Raw genomic sequence first — 22940 nt, 5'->3', positions numbered from 1 at the left:
GTTTAAGGATAATATTGTATTGGTATTGGATAAATTGTGATTGAAGTTATAGTCAAATTGACCCTATTTTTGATAAACTAAAAATTGAAATCATGAAGTTTGAATGGAAAGGCGTCATGCCAGCAGTTACAACCAAATTTACAAATGAGGACGAATTAGATCTTTCGTTATTTGAGCATAATATCCAGGCGCAACTAGACGCCGGCGTTCATGGGGTTGTTCTTGGAGGAACTCTAGGTGAAGCAAGTACTTTAGCCGATGAAGAAAAAAGAATACTGACCAAAACAACTGTTCAAAAGGTTGCGGGCAAAGTACCTGTACTTATTAATATTGCGGAACAAACTACAAAAGGAGCAGTTTCGGCAGCGCAAAAAGCTGAGGAAGATGGAGCTTCTGGTTTGATGATGCTTCCACCCATGCGTTATAAGGCAGGTGATCGTGAAACGGTTGAATATTTTAAGGCTGTTGCAAGCAGCTCGTCGTTACCGATCATGGTATATAACAATCCTGTTGATTACAAGATCGAAGTCACTTTGCCGATGTTTGAAGAATTGCTGAAATGTGACACCATTGAGGCGGTAAAAGAATCAACCCGAGATATTTCAAACGTAACACGTATTAAAAATGCTTTTGGCAACCGACTCAAGATCATGACCGGCGTTGATACTCTAGCGCTAGAAAGTTTGTTGATGGGCGCCGACGGCTGGATCGCCGGTTTGGTTTGTGCCTTTCCTGCCGAAACAGTGGCAATTTATGAATTACAAAAAGCTGGTCGTATACAAGAAGCAATCGATATTTATCGCTGGTTTTTACCTTTGTTAGAGTTAGATATTAACCCGAAATTGGTCCAAAATATTAAATTGGCAGAGGTAGCCACCGGTTTGGGCTCTGAAACGGTAAGAGCGCCGCGATTACCTTTGTATGGTGATGAACGGAAACATGTGCTCGCGGTGATTGAACGCGGTTTGAAAAATAGACCGTCGTTACCCGACTATAAAAATTTAAATAATTAAGATGATCACAGGGAAAAATAGAATTGGTTTTGAGCAGTCTGCTGAAGGAACAACCACCTTTAAAACGTTTAATCCGCAAGAAAATAAAGAAAATGAGACGGAGATCTTCGAAGCGACATCTTCGGAAGTGGAACGTGCTTGTAAGCTTGCTTCGGAAGCATTTAAGGTCTATCGAAATACACCAGGCGTAAAGCGCGCGGCCTTTCTCAACGCTATTTCCGAAGAACTTTTGGCGCAAGGCGATACACTTTTGGACGTTTATATGATGGAAAGTGGCTTACCACGCGGCCGCGCGGAAGGCGAACGCGGACGAATGATCGGGCAATTAAAATCTTTTGCAGATCTTGTTGAAAAAGATGATTGGCGTGAACCTTCAAAACAGAGCGCAGATCAGGCAACGCGTAAAATGTTGATCCCAATAGGTCCGATAGCCGTATTTGGTGCAAGTAATTTTCCGTTTGCGTTTTCAACCGCGGGTGGCGATACTGCAAGTGCTTTAGCCGCGGGAAATCCTGTTGTTGCAAAGGGTCATCCCATGCATGCGCAAACAGCCGAATTGGTTTCCGAAGCCATTCTGAATGCAGCACATAGAACAGGAATGCCCGAGGGTGTCTTTTCAAATTTAAATAGCAATGGCAATGAAGTGGGTAGTTTACTCGTTCAAAATAAATACATCAAGGCCGTTGGGTTTACAGGAAGTTTAAAAGGTGGCCGCGCCCTATATGATCTTGCCGCAAAGCGCGAGGAACCTATTCCAGTTTTTGCTGAAATGGGAAGTATCAATCCTGTGATCATTACTCAAAAGGCCCTCGAAACCCGAAGCGCTGAAATTGCGAATATGTATGCCGATTCTATCGTGATGGGAGCGGGTCAGTTTTGTACGAATCCAGGTCTAATTTTAGTAGTTAAAAGTCCCGAAGCTTCTGAATTTATGGAAAGCTTAGCCAATAAACTGGCAAAAAAACCAAGCTTTTGTATGTTACATCCCAATATTGAGGCAGGATTTTCTAGAAATAAAGAAGAAATACGCTCTCAAACGAGCGTGGTGGTGGTTGATGAAGCTGCTTCTCCAGAACGGCCAAATTATGCCCAAGCTGCGTTGGTTTCGGTAAAAGGAGCTGTCTTTTTAGAAAACACCAAATTACATCAAGAGGTCTTCGGACCATTTTCAATGGTCGTGACTTGTAACGACAAAGCAGAACTTGTTCAAATTATCGAGCAACTGGAAGGGCAATTAACAGGAACCATCATGGCTGAGAAGTCGGATTATGCGAAGCTAACAGAAGTATTTCAAGCTTTGCAAGATCGGGTGGGACGTGTAGTTTTTAATGGCGTTCCAACAGGTGTTGAGGTTTGTGAGGCGATGACTCATGGCGGACCGTATCCGGCTTCCACAGATAGTCGATTTACAGCGGTAGGTTTAGGGGCGATTCGTCGCTGGGTGAGGCCGTTTACTTTTCAGAATGTTCCCAATGCGTTATTACCAGAAATATTAAAATAAGATGTCAAAATCTGTGTACCATTGTGTCGATGCACATACCTGCGGAAATCCCGTGAGAGTAGTTACGAGTGGTCGTCCGCCTCTCAAAGGGGCTTCGATGAGCGAAAAACGACAACATTTTCTTAAAGAATACGACTGGATCCGTAAAGGTTTAATGTTTGAGCCTCGGGGTCACGACATGATGAGCGGAAGTTTCTTTTTTGAGCCTCAATTTCCTGAGAATGACTTCGGAATTTTATTTATTGAAACGTCGGGTTGTCTTCCTATGTGTGGCCACGGAACCATAGGCGCAATAACAATTGCTATTGAAGAAGAACTAATTAAACCAAAAATTCCGGGAAGGGTTCGAATGGAAACGCCTGCAGGATTGGTTGAAATTGAATACCAACAAACCAACAAAAAAGTTGATTGGGTTAAACTGACCAATGTTGCTTCCTATTTGGCAGCTGAAGACCTAACGATTGATTGTCCCGAATTGGGTACGCTGCATTTTGATGTTGCCTATGGAGGCAATTTTTACGCGATCATTGATCCACAAGATAATTTTAGCGGTGTACAGGATTTTTCAGCGGGGAAATTGATTCAATATTCGCAGGTGATACGTGAGCGAATCAACGAAAAGTATCCCAATTATTTTATTCACCCTGAAAACGACACCATTCGTGATGTGAGTCATATTCAATGGACAGGTATTTGCATTAGCAAGGATTCGCATGGAAGGAATGCAGTGTTTTACGGTGATAAAGCCATTGATCGATCGCCTTGTGGAACGGGAACGTCCGCACGATTGGCACAATTATTTGCAAAAGGACAATTGACAATGGGTGAACAATTTATTCATGAAAGCTATATTGGATCTACTTTTATTGGTAAGGTGGAAGCTGAGACGATCATTGAAGGCAAGAAAGCGATTATTCCTAGTATCAAAGGTTGGGCTAAAATTTATGGTCATAATACGATCACCATCGATCCCGAAGATGATCCGTATGCTTTGGGATTTCAGGTGATATAGTTATAGAGTGATTTAATGAGAGAATGATTTAATGATTAATAGTAATGTTGTAAATTCATAAAGTGTTTTACTCCTCATAACAGTAAATTGACACAAATGAACAAAGCTATTTTTGAAAATAATGTCTAAAGCTCGAAAAAATGCATCCAGTATATATTAAATCATTCTCTCATTAATTTAGTTTTCAATTAATTAAATGAAACATTGTATTGTTATCGGAGGAGGCGTTATTGGGCTGTGTTCGGCCTACTATTTGGTTAAAGCGGGTCATACTGTGACGGTGGTTGATCAATCTAATATGGACCATGGCGCATCTTATGTCAATGCTGGCTATCTCACGCCAAGTCATTTTATTCCGCTTGCGGCGCCAGGCGTTGTAAAGCAAGGTCTCAAGTGGATGTTCAATGCATCGAGTCCGCTTTACGTTAAGCCTCGTCTCAATAGATCTTTTCTGCAATGGGCTTGGGCTTTTAATAGATCGTGTTCTCAAGAAAATGTCGATCGATCGATAAAGGTCATCAAAGACATTAATTTGCTGAGTGCCGAGTTGTTTTCAGATATTCGGAAGTCTGAAAATTTTGGTTTTCAGTTAGAAAATAAAGGACTTCTTATGCTTTGCCAAACAGAACGCATGCTGGAAGAAGAATTACACGTGGCAGAACTTGCGCAAAGAGAAGGGCTAACTGTAAAGGAATTGTCTTTGGAAGCACTTAAAGTCATGGAACCCAACGTAAACATGAATGTAAAAGGCGCTTTGCATTACGAATGTGATTGGCATACAACCCCAAGCGAGTTTATGAACGAAATGACTTCCTGGCTCATCACCAATGGTGTCACTTTTTATAAAAATGAAACGGTTCTGGATATTCAAGTTTCCGAAGGTAACATCACAGAAATTCATACCGATAAGCAGTCGTTAAAGGCAGACGAGTTTGTCTTGGCTGCCGGTTCTTGGAGTCAGTTGCTTAGCAAGAAACTAGGGATTCGTATTCCGTTAGAAGCTGGAAAAGGCTATCGAATTAATACCATTCAAAATACGGGAATCAGCATGCCAGCAATTCTTGCTGAAGCCAATGTTGCCGTGACGCCTATGAACGGTTTTACACGTTTTGCTGGTACGATGGAAATTGCTGGAATCAATCACAATATCAATCCAGTTCGCGTAGCTGCTATCGCTAATGCGGCGCATAAATTTTATCCAGATCTCACGATTTCCGAAGAAGAAAAACAAAAAGCGGCATGTGGTTTACGACCCGTGTCACCAGACGGTAAGCCCTACATTGGAAAATCGAGTAAATGTTCTAATTTGACCATTGCAACGGGTCACGCCATGATGGGATGGAGTATGGCACCAGCTACGGGCTTGTTGGTTTCTGAATTAATTTCTGAAAAGAAAACGTCTTTAGATCTGATACCGTTCTCTCCAGACCGTACATTTTAGCAGCTCATATCAGCTACAATTTTCCAGACGCCATTGATCTTTTTAAAGATGATTATAAAAACGCCTTCGGCATCTCCCACGGACCGTTTGAGGAAGTACTGGCCCATCACCCAATAGGAGCCATCGTCTATTTTAGAGATGTCGTTGATGGTAAAATTAAGCGTACCCGAATGTTCCTTAGAAGGATAACCTTTTTTGTAATTATCTAGTGTTTGCTGCCAACCCTTTGTGAGTCCACTACGTCCATAAAATTTAAGCGAATCGCTCTTCCAATACCCTTGCATAAATCCTTCAAGGTCATTTTGAGACCAAGCGATCTCCTGCGTTTTCATTACGGCGAGAATAGCTTCTTTGTCTTGGCTTTCGGTGGTTTGAGCTTTACAGCTTAGTAAAGCGAAAGCGAAGCATACGAAAAGTAAGTTTTTCATAATTTAATTCGTTGGTTTAGTAATGCGACATATAGTCTTCGTTAAAGACAGATTTCAGTCTAAAGATAAGCTCTTTTGCGTGATCTCGATTAAAAACCATGGGCGGTTTTATCTTGATAACGTTATAGTCGGGGCCATCAGTACTGATCAAGATCCCGAGACGCTTCATACTATTGGCGAGATATGCAGCATGATCTGGTAAGGGTTTTTTGTGAGAATCAACTAATTCAAAACCGAGGAAGAGTCCGTCGCCACGCACATCACCAATGATAGGAAATTCCTTTTGCAATGCTTGTAGTTCATTTTTTAGGAATGAACCTGTTTTTAAGGCGTTCTGCTGCAGGTTTTCTTCCTCAATGACCTCTAACACGGTTCGGCCAATAGCGCAGGAAACTGGGTTTCCGCCAAAGGTATTAAAGAATTCCATGCCCGTGTTGAAAGCGTTTGCCACGGCTTCGGTGCAAACCACCAACGCCAAAGGATGACCATTACCAGCAGGTTTGCCAAGGGTCACAATATCTGGAATCACATTGTATTGCTCAAAGGCCCAAAAAGTGCTTCCCATACGCCCAAAACCCGTTTGTACTTCGTCGGCAATACAAATACCACCAGCGTCGCGAACGTATTGATACACTTCTTTAAAATAATTTTTTGGAGGCTGTATTTGTCCGCCGCAACTGATCAAAGATTCTCCAATGAAGCCTGCAATGCCGCGTCCTTTCTTTTGAAGGTTTTCAATATGTATTTGTGCGTGCGCTGCATACTTACCGCCACAATCTTCACCTTGATATTTTCCGCGGAAGGGATCTGGAAGTGGTAAAATATGGGTTGTTTCGGGTTGGCCAGATCCGCCCTTAGCCGCAAATTTGTACGAACTCACGTCCATCACGGCATTGGTATTTCCGTGGTAGCCCACCTCAATCGCCAACATATCTTTTTGCCCCGTAGCTGCTTTCGCCATGCGAAGTGCCAATTCATTTGCCTCACTGCCTGAGTTTACGATATGCACTACCGAAAGCTCTTTGGGAAACTTCTTTAAAAGCGCTGTTGTATAGTTTACAAGCTCTTCGTGCAGATAGCGGGTGTTGGTATTCAGCAGTGACATCTGTTTTTGACCAGCGGCAACCACCTTGGGATGCTGATGTCCCACATGATTTACATTATTGGCAGTGTCGAGGTATTTTCTTCCGAAGGTATCGATCAAATAGGGTCCGTCGCCTCTTACAATGTGCAACGGCTCGTCATAAGAAAGACTTAATCCTTTTCCGAGGTGTTCTCTACGGAAGTCGATAATCGTTTCATTAGAGAGGTTGTATTGAGTATTTAAATGATCGTTTTTAAAGAGCAGGTTGGGATTCGGACAAATACTTTTCCAAACATTTACTTGATCAAAATAGGTCACGCCCGGAAAGTCCAGTTTATAATCAAGCATCGATAGCATCACCTGAAAATGTAGGTGTGGCGACCAAATTCCGTTCTCTTCAGGGGTGCCCAGATAGCCAATACAATCTCCTTTTTTTAGGGTATCGCCAACGTTCCATTGCTTTGCGCTTGCTTCAGAAAGATGACCGTGTAAGGTAAAAAAGGTTATATCTTCTTCGCAATGTTTTAAAATGATGAGTCCGCCGTATTCTTTGTAGCCCGCATCATTAGTAGCTGTAAAAACTTCCGCGTCAAAAAGCGCGTGTACAGGAGTTGCTGCGGGAAGCCAGAAATCTATTCCCAAGTGGATCGTTCGGCTTTCAGGACCACTATTACCCTCTTTGTCATAAGCATTGGAAGTATAAAGTGGTCTTGGCTCACAATATCCACCTGCGATGAGCTTTTTGGGATGTTCCTTTTGAAGTTGATTGATCCTGTATTCAAAAAGTGAAAGATCATTGAATTCGTGCCTGCTGCCCATCCAGGTGCTAGACACTTTAAGATCTAATAGGTGAATGTCTTCTTTTTCCTCGGAAGGAAACAAGTCGGTTAAACGAAAAGTGTGCTGTACCGCCCAATTATGAAATTTTTCTTCGGAAGGGTGAGCGGTGTAGTTGCAACTTTGCCGAAACGAATAATAGGCAAATACAGCATTTACATTGTGCCATTTTTTAAGGACTTCCCATGCTGGCTTTTCACTAATGAAGTGATAATCGTTGGAAGGATCTTCTTTTTTCCGAAGCGCTGCTTTAGTAACGGTCGTTACCAAACGCATACCTACCAGCGTATATAGACATTCGAGTTCTTTTTCTGAAAGCGGATATGAAGTATTATAACCGCGCACCACATCAAGAGCCGCGGCGAGTGGATCAGGCATTTCCATGATGGCGTAAGCAACAAGAATCGCCAAGTCGTTGATGGTTTGGGTATATACGGCATCACCAAAGTCGATAAAACCATTTATCGTTGGTTTTTTAAGATCTTCGGAAACGAGAATGTTATAGTCGTTTAGGTCGTTATGAACAATACTTTTTGGCAGCGAGTCATAAACTAACTTCATCGCAGCAAATTGTTGTTGAAAATAGGCAACATAGGTTTTTTTATCGGCAGAGAAGAGATGGAGGTGATCAAGAGTCCAAGCGGAATTAGCCAAGTTCCAATCGAATATGCGATGTGCATCGTGGTGGTTAAAAGAGCGGAGCGCTTGTGTAAGTTGACCAGCTTTTAGTCCGAGATCATAGCGTAAAGTCGCTGTTTTTGGGTTGATTGTGGCCCATAAACGGCCGGGAACCCATGAAAGCAGTTTTGCGGTTCTGTGAATCTCTCCAGAAGAGAATTTGATTTCAGTAGTTTGGGTCTTACTGGAGAGAACTTTCGGGAGCAGAAAAGCGAGCTTTTGTGTTTCGAGATAATTAAGAATCGCGGTTTGAAAAGATGAGTCACTATTTTTTTCGGCGGAAGAAAATTTCAGAAGAAAATGATCGCCATCTGCTGTTGTTAGCTTAAAATTTTCGTCAATATCTCCGGGTAGTTTTAGAGCTTCCGAAGTAATTCCGAAGAAATCATGCGCAACAGTTTGTGCAATCTGAATTGTGACTTGAGCCATAGCAAGGAATGTTTGGCTAACGAAATTAGGAAAAAGATTGATAGAAGATTTAGAGAGATCACATTTTAATTCTAAAAACATAACCACTTAAAGATCAGGTTATCCGAAACAGTTAGTTTGTGAAAAAATGTGATTTCTCGCAGCGTTTAAAATGACAGGGATTTACAAAACCGACTTCTGCTTTTTGTAAAAGGCATCGGCTTGCAATTGCATCAGTTCGCGTGCTTTTTTACGTTTGTAATCGTATAATTCTTGCTCTTCGGCAATATCAGCATAAACACGATTATTGACATCACGATCTGTGTTCATTAAAATGTCGCGTTGCATTTTTTGTTGGTTCACCCAAGAATTTACAGCACCTTCCTGCTCGGCTAGTTTTAAGTCGTATGCTCCTTTTGGAGACAATAATTTAGCAATGATGGGTGAGGTTTCAATGGCGAGAAATAGTAAAAAGATAAAGAAGGAAGGAAGCCACGGAAGTTGATCCAAGGCATTTACCCGAGCCATAAGCCCGTCAAACCCATCGATAATAGGCTGTGTTTCTATAACTTTAGCTTCATATTCTGCTGCCAGCGTTTCTATTTGCGCTTCGGTAGCTGCTATTTTGTTATTGTTGGTCGTGCGTAGGGTTTGAAGTGCGGCGAGTTCGGCATCATGTTTTTCGCGCTTCTCTTTATATACGGGTCCTTTTCCTAGTTTTTCGGTACCTGATGTTCCTTCTGCTTCAGCTATATAGGTATTGTAGAGTTCATTGACGGAAGCCTCTTTAGTAGTCACTTCTTCTTTGAGTGTTTCAATTTCCGAAGTAAGCGCTTCCATTGCTGGCGTGTATTGTAGTGCTAGTTGGTCCTTATTCTCTAAGGTCATGTCGTTCTTCTCTTGTAGTAAAACCTGACTGATCTCCTTTTCAAAGATCTTAAGTTCGAGTGGTTTTGAAATAACGATGGCAATAATAATTGCGAGCAGTAAACGCGGCGATGCTTGAAGAAATTCATCAAAGAAATTGTCGCGTTTTTTGATGGTAGAAACGATAAATCGGTCTAGATTGAAGATAAGTAGGCCCCAAACAATTCCGAAGAAAATAGCGGCAAATAGATTATCAAATACGGTATTTAATGCAAAGGCAGCTGCGATGGTTGCCATGACCGCTGTAAAAAAAACGGTGGCTCCAATACCAGCATATTTAGTATTTTCTCCGGCTGAACATTCTTCTAGAATATCGGTATCGGCTCCTGAACAGAATATAAAAAAGCGTTGTAACATAGCTTGATGAATTGATTGATGAAATTATAGAACGCTGATGCTGTACACTTTGTTGTTTTAGGCATTTGATAATTATTTTACTTTTTATCGATAAAATCGACTTTTTGTCGTATATTTACACCTTGGATTTCCCCATCCAATGCTGCGTTTAGATATAAAATTCCATTAAAACGCTAGCAATTAAGTATTTAGCAGTTATAATTTAGTAAACCCCACAATTATGAAACCTCACAAGTTCTTCCCTTTAGCTATGCTATTGTTTTTTTCTATTATTACCAATGCTCAAGTTGGTATAGGAACCATTGACCCAGATCCTTCTGCTGTGCTCGACATTACGTCTACCACCCAAGGAATGTTAACCCCACGAATGACAACGGCTCAGCGCGTTGCTATTACTACAACGGTCACATCTGAAGGCCTTTTAGTATTTGATACCGATGAAGATGTTTTTTACTATTTTGATGGTAGCGCTTGGGAGCGTCTAGAAGGTGCCGAAAAACGGAACAACTATAAATTGGTAAAAGATATTACAGATCTTTCAGATGAACTTATTACAGGAGGTGGGTTAGAATATATCTTGGACGAAAATTATATGTATGAAATTAACGGAACTATTGTGGTTGATCATCCTATAGATTTAAATGGAGCTTATATAAGGGGTCATGATACAGGAGAAGACATTCTTTTTAATGACTCAGGAGGAGCTTTGTTTACAGGGGATAAAGGAGGACGTATTAAAGATTTGTTGATTCTTGGTAATGACTTGCCAGTATTTAATATCATTGGGAGCACTGGAGATGAAAATCTTATTGTCTATAGTGTAGTAATGGTTGGAGCTTCTTCGGTAGGTACTTTAAGTACTTTAAATACCGTGTATTTTGAAGTATTTCAAGCGGTATCTACAGATGACGGTTTAGATGTTACAACCGTAAAAAACTTTTATATAGACAAAATATTTTGGACAGATGCTTGTGAGGGTACTTTTTTAAAGCTTTCAGGTACATTTAATAACTTACAATTGGCCAATGGAAGAGTTGTGACCGACGTTGGTGAAACAGGTATTGATGTTAGTGCAAATCCAACAATTACTATTGCTGCTTCAATAGCACAGGTTAGTTTCACAGGTGATGGAACGCGAGTTAACGGATATTCACCAAGTCCATATCCAGGATATTTTTTTGCGAACAACTGGGACGTAGACTCCCCAGGGCTTCTTCTGGAAACCGATAATGCAGCTATTGGAGACATTAATTTAGACACAGCGATTGGTTCTGGTTATGAAACAGATTTTGCTACTATAGGATCTGGAGTAAAAACAAAATTAGAAGGTACTTCTACGTCCGATTATTTATTTAGATTTAGCGCTCCTGTAGATAATCGAATAGTATATGAGGGTATAAAAACAAGAAGCTTTCAAATTGCGGGTAGTATCTCTTTTCAAGGAGATAATAATAACTCGATCTATATATTTTATATAGCAAAAAATGGAGTCGTGCTTGAGAATTCTAAAGTGTACCGTGAAATTGGAGGGAATAACGATGTTGGTGCGGCTGCAATTGTAGCTTCTGTGGAAATGGCTCAAGGAGACTATGTAGAAGTCTGGGCAGAAAAATATAATGGAGCGGGTAGCTTACTTGTTGTTTCATTAAACCTCATTGCTCAATAGATTTAGATAGCATTTTTACTGCTATACTAAAAAAAAGCCTCCATCTTGGAGGCTTTTTTATACAAAAACGTTACTCGATCAACAACCGTATTCGCCAAGTATTACGGATGGAACATCATGTGGTGTATCTATTTTTTTAATTCGTACCGATGGCTGCGATTTTAAGTACTCGATAGCCTTTTCTTCGGAAATTATTTCTCCTTCTAAAAACACTTTAGCACCACGGTCGATCATAAATTTGAGCATGTCCAAGGGTTTAGAAAGATCGTTTGAAGGCCCTTCAAATGGCACATCGACCACCGTAAGTGTCAATCCTTCAAATGTGTCTACCGTTATAGGTGCCGTTGAAATTTTAACCAATGGTCTTTTAGTATTCACCCGTGCTGTTTGAATATTTAGGGTTTCATTATTCTTGATTATAGCTATCGCCTTATCTGAAGATATTTTCTCTCCTTCGTAATAAAAGGTCGCATTTTTCTTTGCCATACGCACGATATGATCTAACGGACTTTCAGGTGCTGGTGGTGGCGGTGGAATATTACCAGCAGTATCATGAACTCCCTTGATAACATTAGGTGCATCTGGTGTATTTGGTGGTGGCGGTGGTGGGGGAATGTTGCTGTTCTGATCATTTACCCCTTTAATTACTTTTGGTGCATCTGGTGTATTTGGTGGTGGCGGTGGTGGTGGAATGTTGCCGTTGTGATCATTTACCCCTTTAATTATTTTTGGTGCCATTGGAGGAATTGGTACATCAGGAAAAGGTTCAGCATCTTTTCGTTGTGCCGGAGACATCATATCGTAGAGATATTTAAGACGCTCTATGTCTTTTTTATACACAACCATGTCATTCTTGTCCATTTCGTTGTACTTTTTTGCCAAGGCATTATATTCAGCGAGTTGTTTTGGTGTTATTTTAACGTCCGCGTCTGTTGGTTGAAGTGGATTAATAACAAGATCTAAACCATCATTCGCCTTTGCATAGTGTGATTTTTTAAAAGCTGTGTTCACTTTTTCCACAAATATTTTAGAGCTACTAGCGATTAGTATAGAAGGTTTCGCATTGGTATAATCGGTTTCTTCCCAATCTTTCGTAAGCGCATCAAGATCATCAGAAAGCGTTTCCAAAGATGAAGACTTCCCGTTTAGCATGATCTCATTGGTGGTGATCATGAGTACAAAAGCCTTGGTGTTGTTTCGGGCTGCTCCACTTAGATATTCTTCGGTATAGTTGGCCTTTTTCTTCGGAACACATTCAGGAAACGGCTCTGCTAATTCCTTTTGTTCAATAGACATGGCGCGATAGATAGTTTCTAATTTTGAAAGCTCCGTAAGTGGCATCGTACGATCTGTAGGGTTTTCTTCAAAATAGGTGTTCCAATAGGTTGCCATCTTGTTGTAGGCGGTTATTTGCTCAGGAGAGGCGTGGTTACTTTGTACTTCTTGTACTTCAGAAGCGGAGTCTTTTTTAATGGTTGTAATAGTTTCCGAAGTGCTAAAACTTACCAAAACGATCGCTACAACGGGTAAAAGCAATGCGCTTTTGATCCAAATGGATTTTTTTGATGTTTGATTTTTCATAACTGTAAAACGTTTTTTGACTTGCCCGAATGGCTTTTTTGAAAATAATTCGTTCAGGCGGGTCGATGAATAATTAATTGCGTTTGCCAAAATAGGCGAGGAAGCATTTGATGAGAATGCTAGTAAAATGTTTTGGTAATGACTTGGTGGAACCCCGTGTTTTAAAACGGCTTTGTCTGCTAGGAATTCGTGGTTTAGTTTGATACTGTGCTTGATAAAATACAATAGTGGGTTAAACCAAAAAATGATTTGTAAAAATTCAATCAATACTATATCAATACTATGTTTTTGCTTAGCGTGTGCTCTTTCGTGAATGAGTACTTCGGAAGGAATTTGGGCATCTTTATATGCTTTTTCATTTAAAAAGATATATGAGAAAAAAGTATGCGGCGTCACAGGCGAATTTAGCAATACATGTAAAAATCCTTGATCTTTATAAATTGGATTGGTGCGTACTTGCTGAAGAAGCTTAAATAGATTTCGGAAAAACCGGAAGCCAAAAATAATCACACCAATGGCGTAAATACTCCATAAGGCAATGCTTACATAATTGATGGTAGGCGACGCCCCAGCATAGCTAATTTCCGAAGTTACTTCCGAAGAAATCATCGAAACTGTTTGTAAAGGAGCTATAACTTCTACATAATTCGTGAAGGTTATGAGTGGAATACAAAATGCCGCTAATAAGCTGCTAAGAAGATAAAAACGTTTAAAAACATGTATGCTCTCACCTTCCAAAAAGGCTTTGTAGAAAATATAAAATATTGCAAGACAGGCGGCCGATTTTAAAATATAGAGCTCCATAACTACTTATTTTTTATTTGTTGATCAATAAGACCACGCAATTCTTCTAGTTCTGTTTTGGTAAGATCAGTTTCTTGAGTAAAGAAGGAAGCAAATTGCGACGGACTATCATTAAAAAAGTTTTTTATGAGTCCGTTGAAATGTTTAGAAAAATAATCACTTTTTTTCACTAGCGGAAAATACTCCCGCGACCGACCAAGTTGTTTATAATCTATAAATTTTTTGTCCTGCATTCGTTTTAACAGTGTTGCAATCGTTGTAGATGCGGGTTTAGGATCATCATAGGCATCTATAAGATCTTTCATAAAGGCACGTTTCTGTTTCCATAGGATCTGCATGAGGTGTTCTTCGGAATTGGATAAAGGGGTCATAGATTGAATTTTGCTCTACAAATGTAGAATAAAATTTTAATTCTACAAACATAGAACTAACTTTTTTGAGAAATTCTTCCGAAGATTGGGTTATATTTGCCCAAAATAGTAACCATGAGTGTTGAAAGAGAAGTAAAAAAACGTGCAAATGATGTTTGCGAATTTTGCGGAAATGTTGAACATACCTCGGTTTATGAGGTTCCAAATACGCCTTCACGGATCGAAGGAGCTGATACAGCAGTTTTGGCTTGTAAAACGTGCATTGAGGGATTCGATGCTGAAGAACGCGATCAAAACCATTGGCGTTGTTTAAACGACAGCATGTGGAATGAGGCTGCGCCAGTTCAGGTAATGTCTTGGCGTATGTTACATCGGTTAAAATCGTATGGCTGGTCGCAAGACTTGTTGGATATGATGTATATGGACGAGCAACAACTGGAATGGGCAGCAGCTGCAGGGGATGCAGAAGACACTTCAAATGCTTTAGTACACCGTGACGCAAACGGGGTTATTCTTGAGGCAGGTGACAATGTGGTGCTTATTAAAGACCTAAAAGTTAAGGGGAGTAGTATGATCGCAAAGCAAGGTACGGCAGTGCGACGTATTTCGTTGGATCATGAAAATGAAACTTATATTGAAGGAAAGGTCGACGGACAACAGATCGTGATCATCACTGAATATGTGAAAAAGATCTAATTCTTGGGTTTATTTAAAGTCAAGTTTTTCTGAAAAGCATTGCCATCGGGGCGTCTTTTCTGAATGGATCTAGCAAAAGTTCAATTTTTGACTCTATGAGTCCGAAATCATGATACTCATTCGCTTTTTTTAACCAATAAAAAACCTTATCGGCCTCTTTCTGATTACCATTTAGGTGATATATCATAGCTTTTGAATGAGGCAAAAAACCTTCAATAAGTTCTTTTTCGGTATAACAAGTGCTGCATCATATCGACCTTGCATTTGTAAAAGTATAGCTAATAAAAAATAGGAGCATTCTTGATTTGGATCTAAGTCCAAAGACTCTCTAATAAGGGTTTCTGCTTTTTTGTATTGTTTATTATAATAGTACGCATTGGCTAAACCGTGATAGTTATTTTGGTTAACGGGGTCTAATAAAATTCCTTTTTTCCGAAGCGAAACCGATTCTGAAACCTGACTTGTTCTTTTGATCCCATTGGGAGTTAGTTCATAGATCCAAGCGATAAGAATACAGATGGGAAAACCAGCGAGTAATAGAAAAAACACTCCTTTTGTGACCCAAATAGGCGCTTCAAGAATATCACCCAGCAGCGAAACGATCCTAATTATTAACCATGACACAACCACATAGGAAATGGAAGCCTTCACGACATTACGTCTTTTCAGCTCATTCCCGAAACTATCTTTTTGTTTTATGGCTGTTGTACTTGATTGTTAGTTAGTACATAAAGATAGCTAAATTATTGAATGTGAACTTGAATTAAATTAGTAATACACTAAAGGAGGATCATGAATTCATCTCTGTAAAATAATGGTAAAACTGCGGAATAGTCTCAATACCTTTTAGATAATTCCACACACCAAAATGTTCGTTTGGCGAGTGAATAGCGTCACTATCTAAGCCGAAGCCCATCAATACGGTTTTGCTTTTTAGTTCTTTTTCAAATAACGCCACAATAGGAATACTTCCTCCGCTGCGTTGTGGGATTGGTGTTTTTCCGAAGGTCTTTTCATAGGCTTTTTCGGCTGCGCGATATGCTACACTATCAATTGGTGTCACGTATGCTTGTCCGCCGTGATGTGGTTTTACTTTAACCGTCACGCCTTTAGGAGCAATGCTTTCAAAGTGTTTTTTAAAAAGTTCTGTAATGACTTTCCAGTCTTGGTCTGGTACCAAACGCATACTGATCTTTGCAAATGCTTTGCTGGCGATCACTGTTTTGGCGCCTTCACCTGTATAACCACCCCAGATACCATTAACGTCTAACGTAGGGCGTATTGAATTGCGTTCGTTCGTTGTATAGCCTTTTTCACCATACACGTCTTCAATAGCCAGTGCTTTGCAATAATTTTCTTTACTGAAAGGTGCTTCGGCCATTTTTGCGCGTTCTTCGGAAGTTAATTCGATCACATCATCATAAAAACCAGGAATAGTAATATGATTATTTTCATCGTGTAAGGAAGCGATCATTTTTGTAAGAATGTTGATCGGATTGGCTACGGCACCACCGTACAAGCCACTGTGTAAATCGCGATTTGGACCTGTAACTTCAACTTCTACATAACTCAAACCACGAAGACCTGTAGTGATAGAAGGCACGTCGTTGGCGATCATTCCGGTATCACTAATAAGAATAACGTCGTTAGCAAGTTTGTCTTGATTGCGTTCAACAAACCAGCCAAGGCTTTCGCTTCCTACTTCTTCCTCGCCTTCGATCATAAATTTTACATTACACGGAAGCTGCCCCGTTTCGGTCATATACTCCATCGCCTTAACGTGCATATACATTTGCCCTTTATCGTCGCAACTCCCACGAGCAAAAATGGCACCCTCTGGATGAAGTTCGGTTTTTTTGATGATTGGCTCGAATGGCGGACTGTCCCAAAGGTCGATAGGATCAGGTGGTTGTACGTCATAATGACCATAAACGAGTACAGTTGGCAGGTTTTTATCGATTATTTTTTCTCCGTAAACAATAGGATATCCGGGAGTTTCACAGATCTCAACATGATCACAACCTGCTTTTTCTAAGCTGGTTTTTATAACATCAGCGGTGCGGATCACGTCATTTTTATACGCCGAATCTGCCGAAATACTTGGTATTTTAAGGAGTTCGACAAGTTCTTTTAGAAATCTGTCTTTGTTTTCTTGAATATAAGATGTAGCGCTTTTCATTTCTTTCTGCCCGAGAAGTCGGGTAACTATTATATTTTCCGAGAATACGGGAATCTCTTTTTTAAGGATTAAACTTCCGATTTCAGCTAAGGTACAAAAAGAGTGATTTTTAGAAGAAAGAATATATAGAAATTAAAATATCTTGTTTATATTTGCCGTCCCTTTGCAGGGCACTGGAAAATCACGCGGATGTGGTGGAACTGGTAGACATGCTAGACTTAGGATTAAACCTAATGCAAAGTGTTAAAATATTGAAAAAGCGGGCGTGGTGGAATTGGTAGACACGCCAGACTTAGGATTTAACCTAATTATTAGTGTTAAAAATATTGAAATGCGGGTGTGGTGGAATTGGTAGACACGTCAGACTTAGGATCTGATGCCGCGAGGTGTGGGAGTTCGAGTCTCCCCACCCGTACAAAAAGCTGAAGAATTTTCTTCGGCTTTTTTCATTTAAAAATCTCTCTTAAAATTTCTTGGGTACAACATAGGTACAACATTTTAGTATTTTTAAGATAACATTTGTCTTGATATCAAATGATTCTACTTGACTTTAATCTCTATGAATTTACAGTTAGAATAATAAATTTTGGTAAATCACAACCTTACTTCTTCGTAAGGAGAGTTTATTATCATACAATATAACCGCAAGATAAACTCGTAAAATACTTCCATCAAAAGACTACGGCATAAAGCCATCGCTCTTTCCCTTGCTTATTTATTCCGTTTCCTTTTGAGCTAAGATTTTATCTTCCGTTTGGGTTCTGCTTAAATATTGTTTAATCTAAAATTTAAGTATTATGACAACAAAAGCAAGTAGTACCAGAAAAGGTGGAAAAACAAATTCCACAGTTAAGAAAGAAGTCAAAAAGAAATTGACTAACAAGACAATTGGACTGGAAGTTTTAAATCTCAGTATTGAGAAGATAACTCCAGATGCCATGCAACCGAGAAAATCTTTTAACGAGGAGTCTCTAAAGCTGCTATCTCAAAGCATTGAAGAACACGGTGTACTTCAACCCATAACAGTTCGAAAATCTGAAAATGATTATATAATCGTAATGGGGGAACGTCGTTATCGTGCCAGTAAATTGGCAGGTAAGAAAACCATACCGTGTATTGTTAGGAAATATGAGAACAACGATGTTCTAGAAATTCAAATCATCGAAAACCTTCAAAGACAGGATGTAGAACCTACTGAGGAAGCAGATGCAATTGCGTTTTTGAGTGAAAAATATGCACCATCAGAAATCGCTAAGCGTTTAGGGAGAACAGACAATTTTATAAGGCAACGTTTAAAATTGGCATGTTTGATTGAAGGCTTTAAGCACTTTGTTAGGAATGGAGAAATGACCATTTCATTAAGTGTAGCTGTTGCTTTATTTGAGCCTGAAGAACAACAAATGATGTTAGAAACAATGGGTGAAGATTTCAACGCCCATCAAATTAATAGGATGATTAAAGACCAAACGTTTAATTTAGAAAATGCACCATTTGATGTAGCCGACAAAAAACTGGTTGCCAAAGCAGGTGCTTGTAACGTGTGTCCATTCAATGCGGCAAATCAAGGTAATCTGTTTGGCGATGGTAAAATGGTCTGTACAAAGTCAGCTTGTTATGAAACTAAGAAAAACAAGTCATTCTTGAACCTAATTGAAAAATCCAAGAAAGAAGCAATTTTTCTGATTCCTGAAATTAGAAAGTATTGGGTAGATGAAGAACACAATCAGTTAGTGATTTCACAATTGGAGAAGAACGGTTTAGAGGTCTACCTTCTGGACGATGTTGAAATAATTGAAGAGCCAATTAAGCCTACTATGGAAGTAATCAAAGAAGAATATCAACATTACGATTACACAGAGGATGAGTTGAAAGAAGAATTCGAGGAAGCTACAAATACTTATTCTGAAGAATTGACAGCATACAATTCAGCCGAAGAAAACGGATTCGTAAAGGGTATCATATTCCATCCAGAATCGTACTTACAAAAAGAAGTATTTGTGAAGATTAAAGAAGCATCCGATAATAATTCTCAAGTGCATTCCGTACCATTGACCAATAGAAAAATGGCAGATTGTTTACCAGATGAACAAATCGAGAAAATCAAGGAACGTGAAATTCGTAAAAAGCAAATCGAAAACAACAGACAGTTTGAAGAAGTTGTGCAGATGATTCGAGAAACGAAATATATCGATACCAAAAAGACGCTTTCAGTAGATGAAATGGTAGCGTTCTCATTATCGCTATATGAAAATAGCGTGGATTATATGAATCAGCAAAAATACTTTTCAGGATTGTTGGGCGATACTTCAAAAATGACCCGAATTGAGATTGTAGAGAATTTTAAAAAGAAATTCAAAAAGGAAATCTTCCATAAATTGATACGATTTATCCTTACCGAACGAGTGCATTTTGGAGAAAGCAATCACGTAAATAATCTAACGAACATTTCATTTTACAATGCAATGCAAGGTTATTATAAAACCAAAATTGCAAAGATTGAAGAAGAATATGGGGAAAAGAAAAACAAGCGTGAAGAGCGTTTGAAAGAGCGAATAGAAAGTCTTGAAAAGCAAATTCAGGATTTGAACGATTAGCTTTTGTTGTTGGAAGGAAGGGTCAGCATTCGTGCTGGCTCTTCTTTTTTTTAGATAATCTTTTCAATTGAAAAAGGTTATAAAACGGGAAAATAATCAATCAATATAGCTGCAAAGTTAAACTCGTAAAATACACCCATCAAAAGACTACGGCATAAAGCCATCGCACCATCCAACGCTTATTTATTCCGTTTCCTTTTGAGCTGAGATTTTAGCTTCCGTTTGGGTACTGCTCAAATATTGTTTAACTAAAAAATTTAGCATTATGAAACAAGTATCTGAAAATCCCAACATTTCATTGCAAGAAGCAGAAGAACATTATCGGTTAAGTAGTGAAAACTACGCTATTGAAGGTGGCGAGGGCCATTTAGCTTACTACAGAGACAAGCATCCGATGAACTATCAAACATTATTAAACCATTATTCAAACTAAAATCTCACATTATGGAAAATTTTAATTTAATACAACTAGATTTTGGGTTCGAATGTGAACCTATACCAACACATAAGAAAACATCAAAGTCGAATAAAAAACGTAGTACTGATTTCGTTTTCAATTTCATGGATTGTCTTACAAGTCCCATCATTGTTTTTAAATCTGCTTGGCAAGATACCATACCAAAAGACCTACTTAAAAATATAACATTATCACGACTGTTATGTTCAATGCAGCAAGAAGAAATGGCATCGCTTACAGAAACTTTAGCATATATGATGCCTAGAACTTATGAAGCACCAATGCCAATCGAATGGGTAAATATTTATACCTGGTTAGGGCTTCAATATGCAACTCAATTCAGAAAAAAGGAACAATTGAAAGCTATGACTGAAATTGCATCAACCGAACTTTCGGAATATGAAATGAGGCTTTTGAATAATTTGAGAAGATGGATTTATGATAAAAGAAGAAAAGCTTTAAAAGATAAATTGAAAAGTGCTGAAAAATCAGAGAAAAAGACACTACCTGAAAATCAGAAAGTGCTTTTTAAAGAGTGAGTTAGCTACTCGCAAAAGTAATACTAGCTTTCATTGAATACAAGTTTATAAGCCATTCAGCACATTCCTCTACATTTCGCGAAAAGCTACATTCCGAGCAAAGAGCTTTACTAAATCAGTCTTGGACATCACACCCAGTTTTAGCTTTCCATTCTGCTAACTTTTTCTGTTGTGCTGGAGAGGTGAACTTATCCTGAGCAAAGTCTAAGGACTACATTACAGTGCTAAAATTGTGAATGAAGTCCGATAAAAAATCGGAAAGTCAAAGCCTCGATTTTCTTAACAGAATTATCGGCAAATCCTTCTTGAGTCTTTCCTCGATAATTCTTAAAAATCAAAACTTTGCCTCATACATTTTAAGGGGTTTATAATAGATAAAGCCTTTATTGTTTTTCGGGGCAGCGAAAAACAGGCATGGCATAAACACTTCTAGTTTAAACACATCTATTACACTCGCTTAACTTTCTGTACGCTCCTTCCATAAATGCGTTTAAAAGAATTGCTAATCCCATTATGAAACTTATCAAGACTATACAAGTTTTATAAAAAAATAAGGTTTCTACTTCCTTGAAAATCTAAAGATTTTACTACGTCGCAAACACTCCTGATTTGTGTTCTAAAAGTCTTGACAAAACCCACTTTATCCATTGTGCCCTGCACGAAAGAAATCAAACAAACACCCCTTAAAATTTAATTCAGTTTAAACTTAAAAAGGGAAATATTAATCTTTAAATCTATAGTTATGAGTACAATTAAAAATCATGTACAGTTAATCGGAAACGTTGGACAAGAACCAACCATTACAAACCTTGAAAGCGGTAAAAAAGTAGCCCGCTTGTCATTGGCAACTAATGAAAACTACAAAAATGGCAAAGGTGAAAAACAAACGGATACCAATTGGCATACGGTTGTAGCCTGGGGCAAGACTGCGGACATTATCGAAAAATTTGTAAGCAAGGGCAAAGAAATTGGAATTGTAGGCAAGTTAAAAACGAGAACCTACATTACGGACGATGGCAATCAACGCTATGTGACCGAAGTGGTCGCAAATGAAATCCTATTGTTAAACGGAAAATCCGATAAGTAAATCAAAAAATAAAGAGGGCATTAACTGTGGAAAGTGCTGCCCTCTTTTCATTATCAATCTTAATCAGAAAAACAATGAAAGACAAAGTTAACGAAATACAGATAAGTTACAAAGAGAAGGTGAGCACACTAAAATCACCCAAAATCAATTCTTCACTGGATACTGCTGAACTACTCTTTGAACATTGGAATAAAAACACCATAGGATTGCAAGAATCTTTTAAGGTATTATTATTGAACAACAGCAATAAAGTAAAAGGCATTTACGAATTGTCAACTGGCGGAATTACAGGGACATTGGTCGATTTACGCATACTGTTTGCGGTCATTTTAAAATCTTTAAGTGTTGGGATAATTATTTCGCACAATCACCCCTCAAATAAACTAAAACCAAGTGAAGCGGATAAAAGGCTAACGGAAAAAATCAAAAAAGCAGCCCAGTTTTTTGACATCATGGTTTTGGACCATTTGATTATAACACCCGATGGGAGCTATTACAGTTTCGCAGATAACGGAGATTTATAATTTTAAGCACACAAATCATGGTCTATTTAAATTATAACAATCTCGACGACGAAACCCAACAACATTTGTTATTGGTATCTAAAGAAGATATAGAAAATAAATTTGGGGAGAACCTTAAAGCCTATGCCAAGGAACATTATTTGGATTATGATGCTCTATTGGAAGAAGAAGCGACACGAAATTTATATAACTATCAATATGTGTTTAATATTTAATCTCACATACAATAATCATAAAGACCTTTGATTTTCAAGGGTCTTTTAATTTGTATCATATTGAATAATTAAACTCCGAACATTTTAAAATTTGACGCTCCAAATTTCAATTTCCCCAAAAATCATATTTTTTAATATCGAATCGTATCATTTGATGCCGAATTACGTTTTTATTTTATCCGTAAAAACAATACATTTATAAGGCTGGAATACAGCATATTTAAGTACGGTTAAACACTTTTGATTTGACTTTCCTTTTGACCGTACATATCAAATAACAGTTTAAACGGAATGTAAATTCCGTAAAAAAGCAACTGACTTTTTAGTCAGGTTGTTCGAAAATTTTGTCATGCTAAAGCATGACGAAATCGAAGAGCAAGAGGGTAACGGGCTCACGCCCCGTTACGTATCTATTTTGCTCTGTAAAGCCCCTGTTTATAAGAGATTCGGGTTTTTACAAAAAAAGAGAAAGAATGGAAATTGGGTCAAATACCTCTAAACCCCTTATAAACACTTAAAAAAATTGACCCAATTGGGTATT

Annotated in this window: 20 protein-coding genes and 1 tRNA gene; 13 read left to right on the top strand and 8 right to left on the bottom strand. The window is 38.7% G+C overall.

Features of this window, described 5'->3' with window-relative positions:
- The first annotated feature begins 92 nt into the window (after positions 1-92).
- The 4 genes from ACY2RU_RS04355 to ACY2RU_RS04340 all read left to right on the top strand — a co-directional run bounded on the left by ACY2RU_RS04355 (position 93) and on the right by ACY2RU_RS04340 (position 4967).
- Positions 93-1013, top strand: a complete 921-nt coding sequence (locus ACY2RU_RS04355) for a dihydrodipicolinate synthase family protein (protein ID WP_490137181.1) — start codon at positions 93-95, stop codon at positions 1011-1013.
- A gap of 1 nt (position 1014) precedes the next feature.
- Positions 1015-2514 (top strand): aldehyde dehydrogenase (NADP(+)), encoded by a 1500-nt coding sequence (locus ACY2RU_RS04350; protein WP_490137180.1) that lies wholly within the window; start codon positions 1015-1017, stop codon positions 2512-2514.
- A gap of 1 nt (position 2515) precedes the next feature.
- Complete coding sequence (locus ACY2RU_RS04345) at positions 2516-3526, top strand: 4-hydroxyproline epimerase (RefSeq protein WP_490137179.1); 1011 nt, start codon at positions 2516-2518, stop codon at positions 3524-3526.
- Positions 3527-3722: 196 nt separating this feature from the next.
- Positions 3723-4967 carry an NAD(P)/FAD-dependent oxidoreductase gene (locus tag ACY2RU_RS04340; protein ID WP_490137178.1) on the top strand — a complete coding sequence of 415 codons (1245 nt, stop codon included), beginning with the start codon at positions 3723-3725 and terminating at the stop codon, positions 4965-4967.
- Here ACY2RU_RS04340 and ACY2RU_RS04335 read toward each other — a convergent pair.
- The 3 genes from ACY2RU_RS04335 to ACY2RU_RS04325 form a co-directional block, all read right to left on the bottom strand.
- On the bottom strand, positions 4964-5395 hold the full coding sequence (locus ACY2RU_RS04335) for a YybH family protein (protein WP_490137177.1): 432 nt from the start codon (positions 5393-5395) through the stop codon (positions 4964-4966). The genes ACY2RU_RS04340 and ACY2RU_RS04335 overlap by 4 nt on opposite strands.
- Positions 5396-5411: 16 nt before the next feature.
- The gene (locus ACY2RU_RS04330; RefSeq protein ID WP_490137176.1) at positions 5412-8423 is read right to left on the bottom strand and encodes an aminotransferase class III-fold pyridoxal phosphate-dependent enzyme; all 3012 of its coding nucleotides are present in this window, start codon (positions 8421-8423) and stop codon (positions 5412-5414) included.
- Positions 8424-8585: 162 nt separating this feature from the next.
- Positions 8586-9686: a DUF4407 domain-containing protein gene (locus ACY2RU_RS04325; RefSeq protein ID WP_490137175.1), complete on the bottom strand. Its 1101-nt coding sequence runs from the start codon at positions 9684-9686 to the stop codon at positions 8586-8588.
- Between the two features lie 220 nt (positions 9687-9906).
- Here ACY2RU_RS04325 and ACY2RU_RS04320 point away from each other — a divergent pair, with 220 nt between their 5' ends.
- Entirely contained in the window at positions 9907-11352 is a 1446-nt protein-coding gene (locus ACY2RU_RS04320; protein WP_490137174.1) for a phage tail-like protein, read from the top strand.
- Positions 11353-11430: 78 nt separating this feature from the next.
- Here ACY2RU_RS04320 and ACY2RU_RS04315 read toward each other — a convergent pair whose 3' ends face one another.
- Both ACY2RU_RS04315 and ACY2RU_RS04310 read right to left on the bottom strand, forming a co-directional pair.
- Positions 11431-13737 carry a M56 family metallopeptidase gene (locus ACY2RU_RS04315; RefSeq protein WP_490137173.1) on the bottom strand — a complete coding sequence of 769 codons (2307 nt, stop codon included), beginning with the start codon at positions 13735-13737 and terminating at the stop codon, positions 11431-11433.
- Between the two features lie 2 nt (positions 13738-13739).
- Positions 13740-14108 carry a BlaI/MecI/CopY family transcriptional regulator gene (locus ACY2RU_RS04310; RefSeq protein ID WP_490137172.1) on the bottom strand — a complete coding sequence of 123 codons (369 nt, stop codon included), beginning with the start codon at positions 14106-14108 and terminating at the stop codon, positions 13740-13742.
- Positions 14109-14222: 114 nt separating this feature from the next.
- Here ACY2RU_RS04310 and ACY2RU_RS04305 point away from each other — a divergent pair, with 114 nt between their 5' ends.
- On the top strand, positions 14223-14804 hold the full coding sequence (locus ACY2RU_RS04305; protein WP_490137171.1) for a PhnA domain-containing protein: 582 nt from the start codon (positions 14223-14225) through the stop codon (positions 14802-14804).
- A 19-nt stretch (positions 14805-14823) separates the two neighbouring features.
- On the opposite strand, the gene ACY2RU_RS04300 is transcribed toward ACY2RU_RS04305, so the two are convergent.
- From ACY2RU_RS04300 to ACY2RU_RS04290, 3 genes are all read right to left on the bottom strand, one after another.
- Positions 14824-14991 carry a hypothetical protein gene (locus ACY2RU_RS04300; protein WP_490137170.1) on the bottom strand — a complete coding sequence of 56 codons (168 nt, stop codon included), beginning with the start codon at positions 14989-14991 and terminating at the stop codon, positions 14824-14826.
- On the bottom strand, positions 14988-15455 hold the full coding sequence (locus ACY2RU_RS04295; RefSeq protein ID WP_490137169.1) for a tetratricopeptide repeat protein: 468 nt from the start codon (positions 15453-15455) through the stop codon (positions 14988-14990). The genes ACY2RU_RS04300 and ACY2RU_RS04295 overlap by 4 nt, the downstream gene beginning before the upstream one ends.
- Before the next feature lie 139 nt (positions 15456-15594).
- Complete coding sequence (locus ACY2RU_RS04290) at positions 15595-16983, bottom strand: dipeptidase (protein WP_490137168.1); 1389 nt, start codon at positions 16981-16983, stop codon at positions 15595-15597.
- Between the two features lie 333 nt (positions 16984-17316).
- On the opposite strand from ACY2RU_RS04290, the gene ACY2RU_RS04285 reads away from it, so the two are divergent.
- The 7 genes from ACY2RU_RS04285 to ACY2RU_RS04255 all read left to right on the top strand — a co-directional run bounded on the left by ACY2RU_RS04285 (position 17317) and on the right by ACY2RU_RS04255 (position 22399).
- A tRNA-Leu gene (locus ACY2RU_RS04285) sits at positions 17317-17398 on the top strand.
- Positions 17399-17780: 382 nt separating this feature from the next.
- Positions 17781-19577, top strand: a complete 1797-nt coding sequence (locus tag ACY2RU_RS04280; RefSeq protein WP_490137167.1) for a ParB/RepB/Spo0J family partition protein — start codon at positions 17781-17783, stop codon at positions 19575-19577.
- Between the two features lie 265 nt (positions 19578-19842).
- Complete coding sequence (locus ACY2RU_RS04275) at positions 19843-20010, top strand: hypothetical protein (protein ID WP_490137166.1); 168 nt, start codon at positions 19843-19845, stop codon at positions 20008-20010.
- Between the two features lie 11 nt (positions 20011-20021).
- Positions 20022-20573: a hypothetical protein gene (locus ACY2RU_RS04270; RefSeq protein ID WP_490137165.1), complete on the top strand. Its 552-nt coding sequence runs from the start codon at positions 20022-20024 to the stop codon at positions 20571-20573.
- A gap of 742 nt (positions 20574-21315) precedes the next feature.
- Positions 21316-21660, top strand: coding sequence for a single-stranded DNA-binding protein (locus ACY2RU_RS04265; protein WP_490137164.1), 345 nt, complete (start codon positions 21316-21318; stop codon positions 21658-21660).
- A 74-nt stretch (positions 21661-21734) separates the two neighbouring features.
- Positions 21735-22184: a JAB domain-containing protein gene (locus ACY2RU_RS04260; RefSeq protein ID WP_490137163.1), complete on the top strand. Its 450-nt coding sequence runs from the start codon at positions 21735-21737 to the stop codon at positions 22182-22184.
- A 17-nt stretch (positions 22185-22201) separates the two neighbouring features.
- Positions 22202-22399, top strand: a complete 198-nt coding sequence (locus ACY2RU_RS04255; RefSeq protein ID WP_490137162.1) for a hypothetical protein — start codon at positions 22202-22204, stop codon at positions 22397-22399.
- The last annotated feature ends 541 nt before the right edge of the window (positions 22400-22940 follow it).

Source organism: Ulvibacter sp. 2305UL32-6, assembly GCF_058148545.1.
This window is presented reverse-complemented; position numbering and strand designations above follow the sequence as displayed.

Bases quoted from the DNA above. Each gene is read 5' to 3' on its own strand.
- ACY2RU_RS04355 (WP_490137181.1), top strand. From the start codon at position 93: ATGAAGTTTGAATGGAAAGGCGTCATGCCAGCAGTTACAACCAAATTT.
- ACY2RU_RS04350 (WP_490137180.1), top strand. From the start codon at position 1,015: ATGATCACAGGGAAAAATAGAATTGGTTTTGAGCAGTCTGCTGAAGGA.
- ACY2RU_RS04345 (WP_490137179.1), top strand. From the start codon at position 2,516: ATGTCAAAATCTGTGTACCATTGTGTCGATGCACATACCTGCGGAAAT.
- ACY2RU_RS04340 (WP_490137178.1), top strand. From the start codon at position 3,723: ATGAAACATTGTATTGTTATCGGAGGAGGCGTTATTGGGCTGTGTTCG.
- ACY2RU_RS04335 (WP_490137177.1), bottom strand. From the start codon at position 5,395: ATGAAAAACTTACTTTTCGTATGCTTCGCTTTCGCTTTACTAAGCTGT.
- ACY2RU_RS04330 (WP_490137176.1), bottom strand. From the start codon at position 8,423: ATGGCTCAAGTCACAATTCAGATTGCACAAACTGTTGCGCATGATTTC.
- ACY2RU_RS04325 (WP_490137175.1), bottom strand. From the start codon at position 9,686: ATGTTACAACGCTTTTTTATATTCTGTTCAGGAGCCGATACCGATATT.
- ACY2RU_RS04320 (WP_490137174.1), top strand. From the start codon at position 9,907: ATGAAACCTCACAAGTTCTTCCCTTTAGCTATGCTATTGTTTTTTTCT.
- ACY2RU_RS04315 (WP_490137173.1), bottom strand. From the start codon at position 13,737: ATGGAGCTCTATATTTTAAAATCGGCCGCCTGTCTTGCAATATTTTAT.
- ACY2RU_RS04310 (WP_490137172.1), bottom strand. From the start codon at position 14,108: ATGACCCCTTTATCCAATTCCGAAGAACACCTCATGCAGATCCTATGG.
- ACY2RU_RS04305 (WP_490137171.1), top strand. From the start codon at position 14,223: ATGAGTGTTGAAAGAGAAGTAAAAAAACGTGCAAATGATGTTTGCGAA.
- ACY2RU_RS04300 (WP_490137170.1), bottom strand. From the start codon at position 14,991: ATGATATATCACCTAAATGGTAATCAGAAAGAGGCCGATAAGGTTTTT.
- ACY2RU_RS04290 (WP_490137168.1), bottom strand. From the start codon at position 16,983: ATGAAAAGCGCTACATCTTATATTCAAGAAAACAAAGACAGATTTCTA.
- ACY2RU_RS04280 (WP_490137167.1), top strand. From the start codon at position 17,781: ATGACAACAAAAGCAAGTAGTACCAGAAAAGGTGGAAAAACAAATTCC.
- ACY2RU_RS04275 (WP_490137166.1), top strand. From the start codon at position 19,843: ATGAAACAAGTATCTGAAAATCCCAACATTTCATTGCAAGAAGCAGAA.
- ACY2RU_RS04270 (WP_490137165.1), top strand. From the start codon at position 20,022: ATGGAAAATTTTAATTTAATACAACTAGATTTTGGGTTCGAATGTGAA.
- ACY2RU_RS04265 (WP_490137164.1), top strand. From the start codon at position 21,316: ATGAGTACAATTAAAAATCATGTACAGTTAATCGGAAACGTTGGACAA.
- ACY2RU_RS04260 (WP_490137163.1), top strand. From the start codon at position 21,735: ATGAAAGACAAAGTTAACGAAATACAGATAAGTTACAAAGAGAAGGTG.
- ACY2RU_RS04255 (WP_490137162.1), top strand. From the start codon at position 22,202: ATGGTCTATTTAAATTATAACAATCTCGACGACGAAACCCAACAACAT.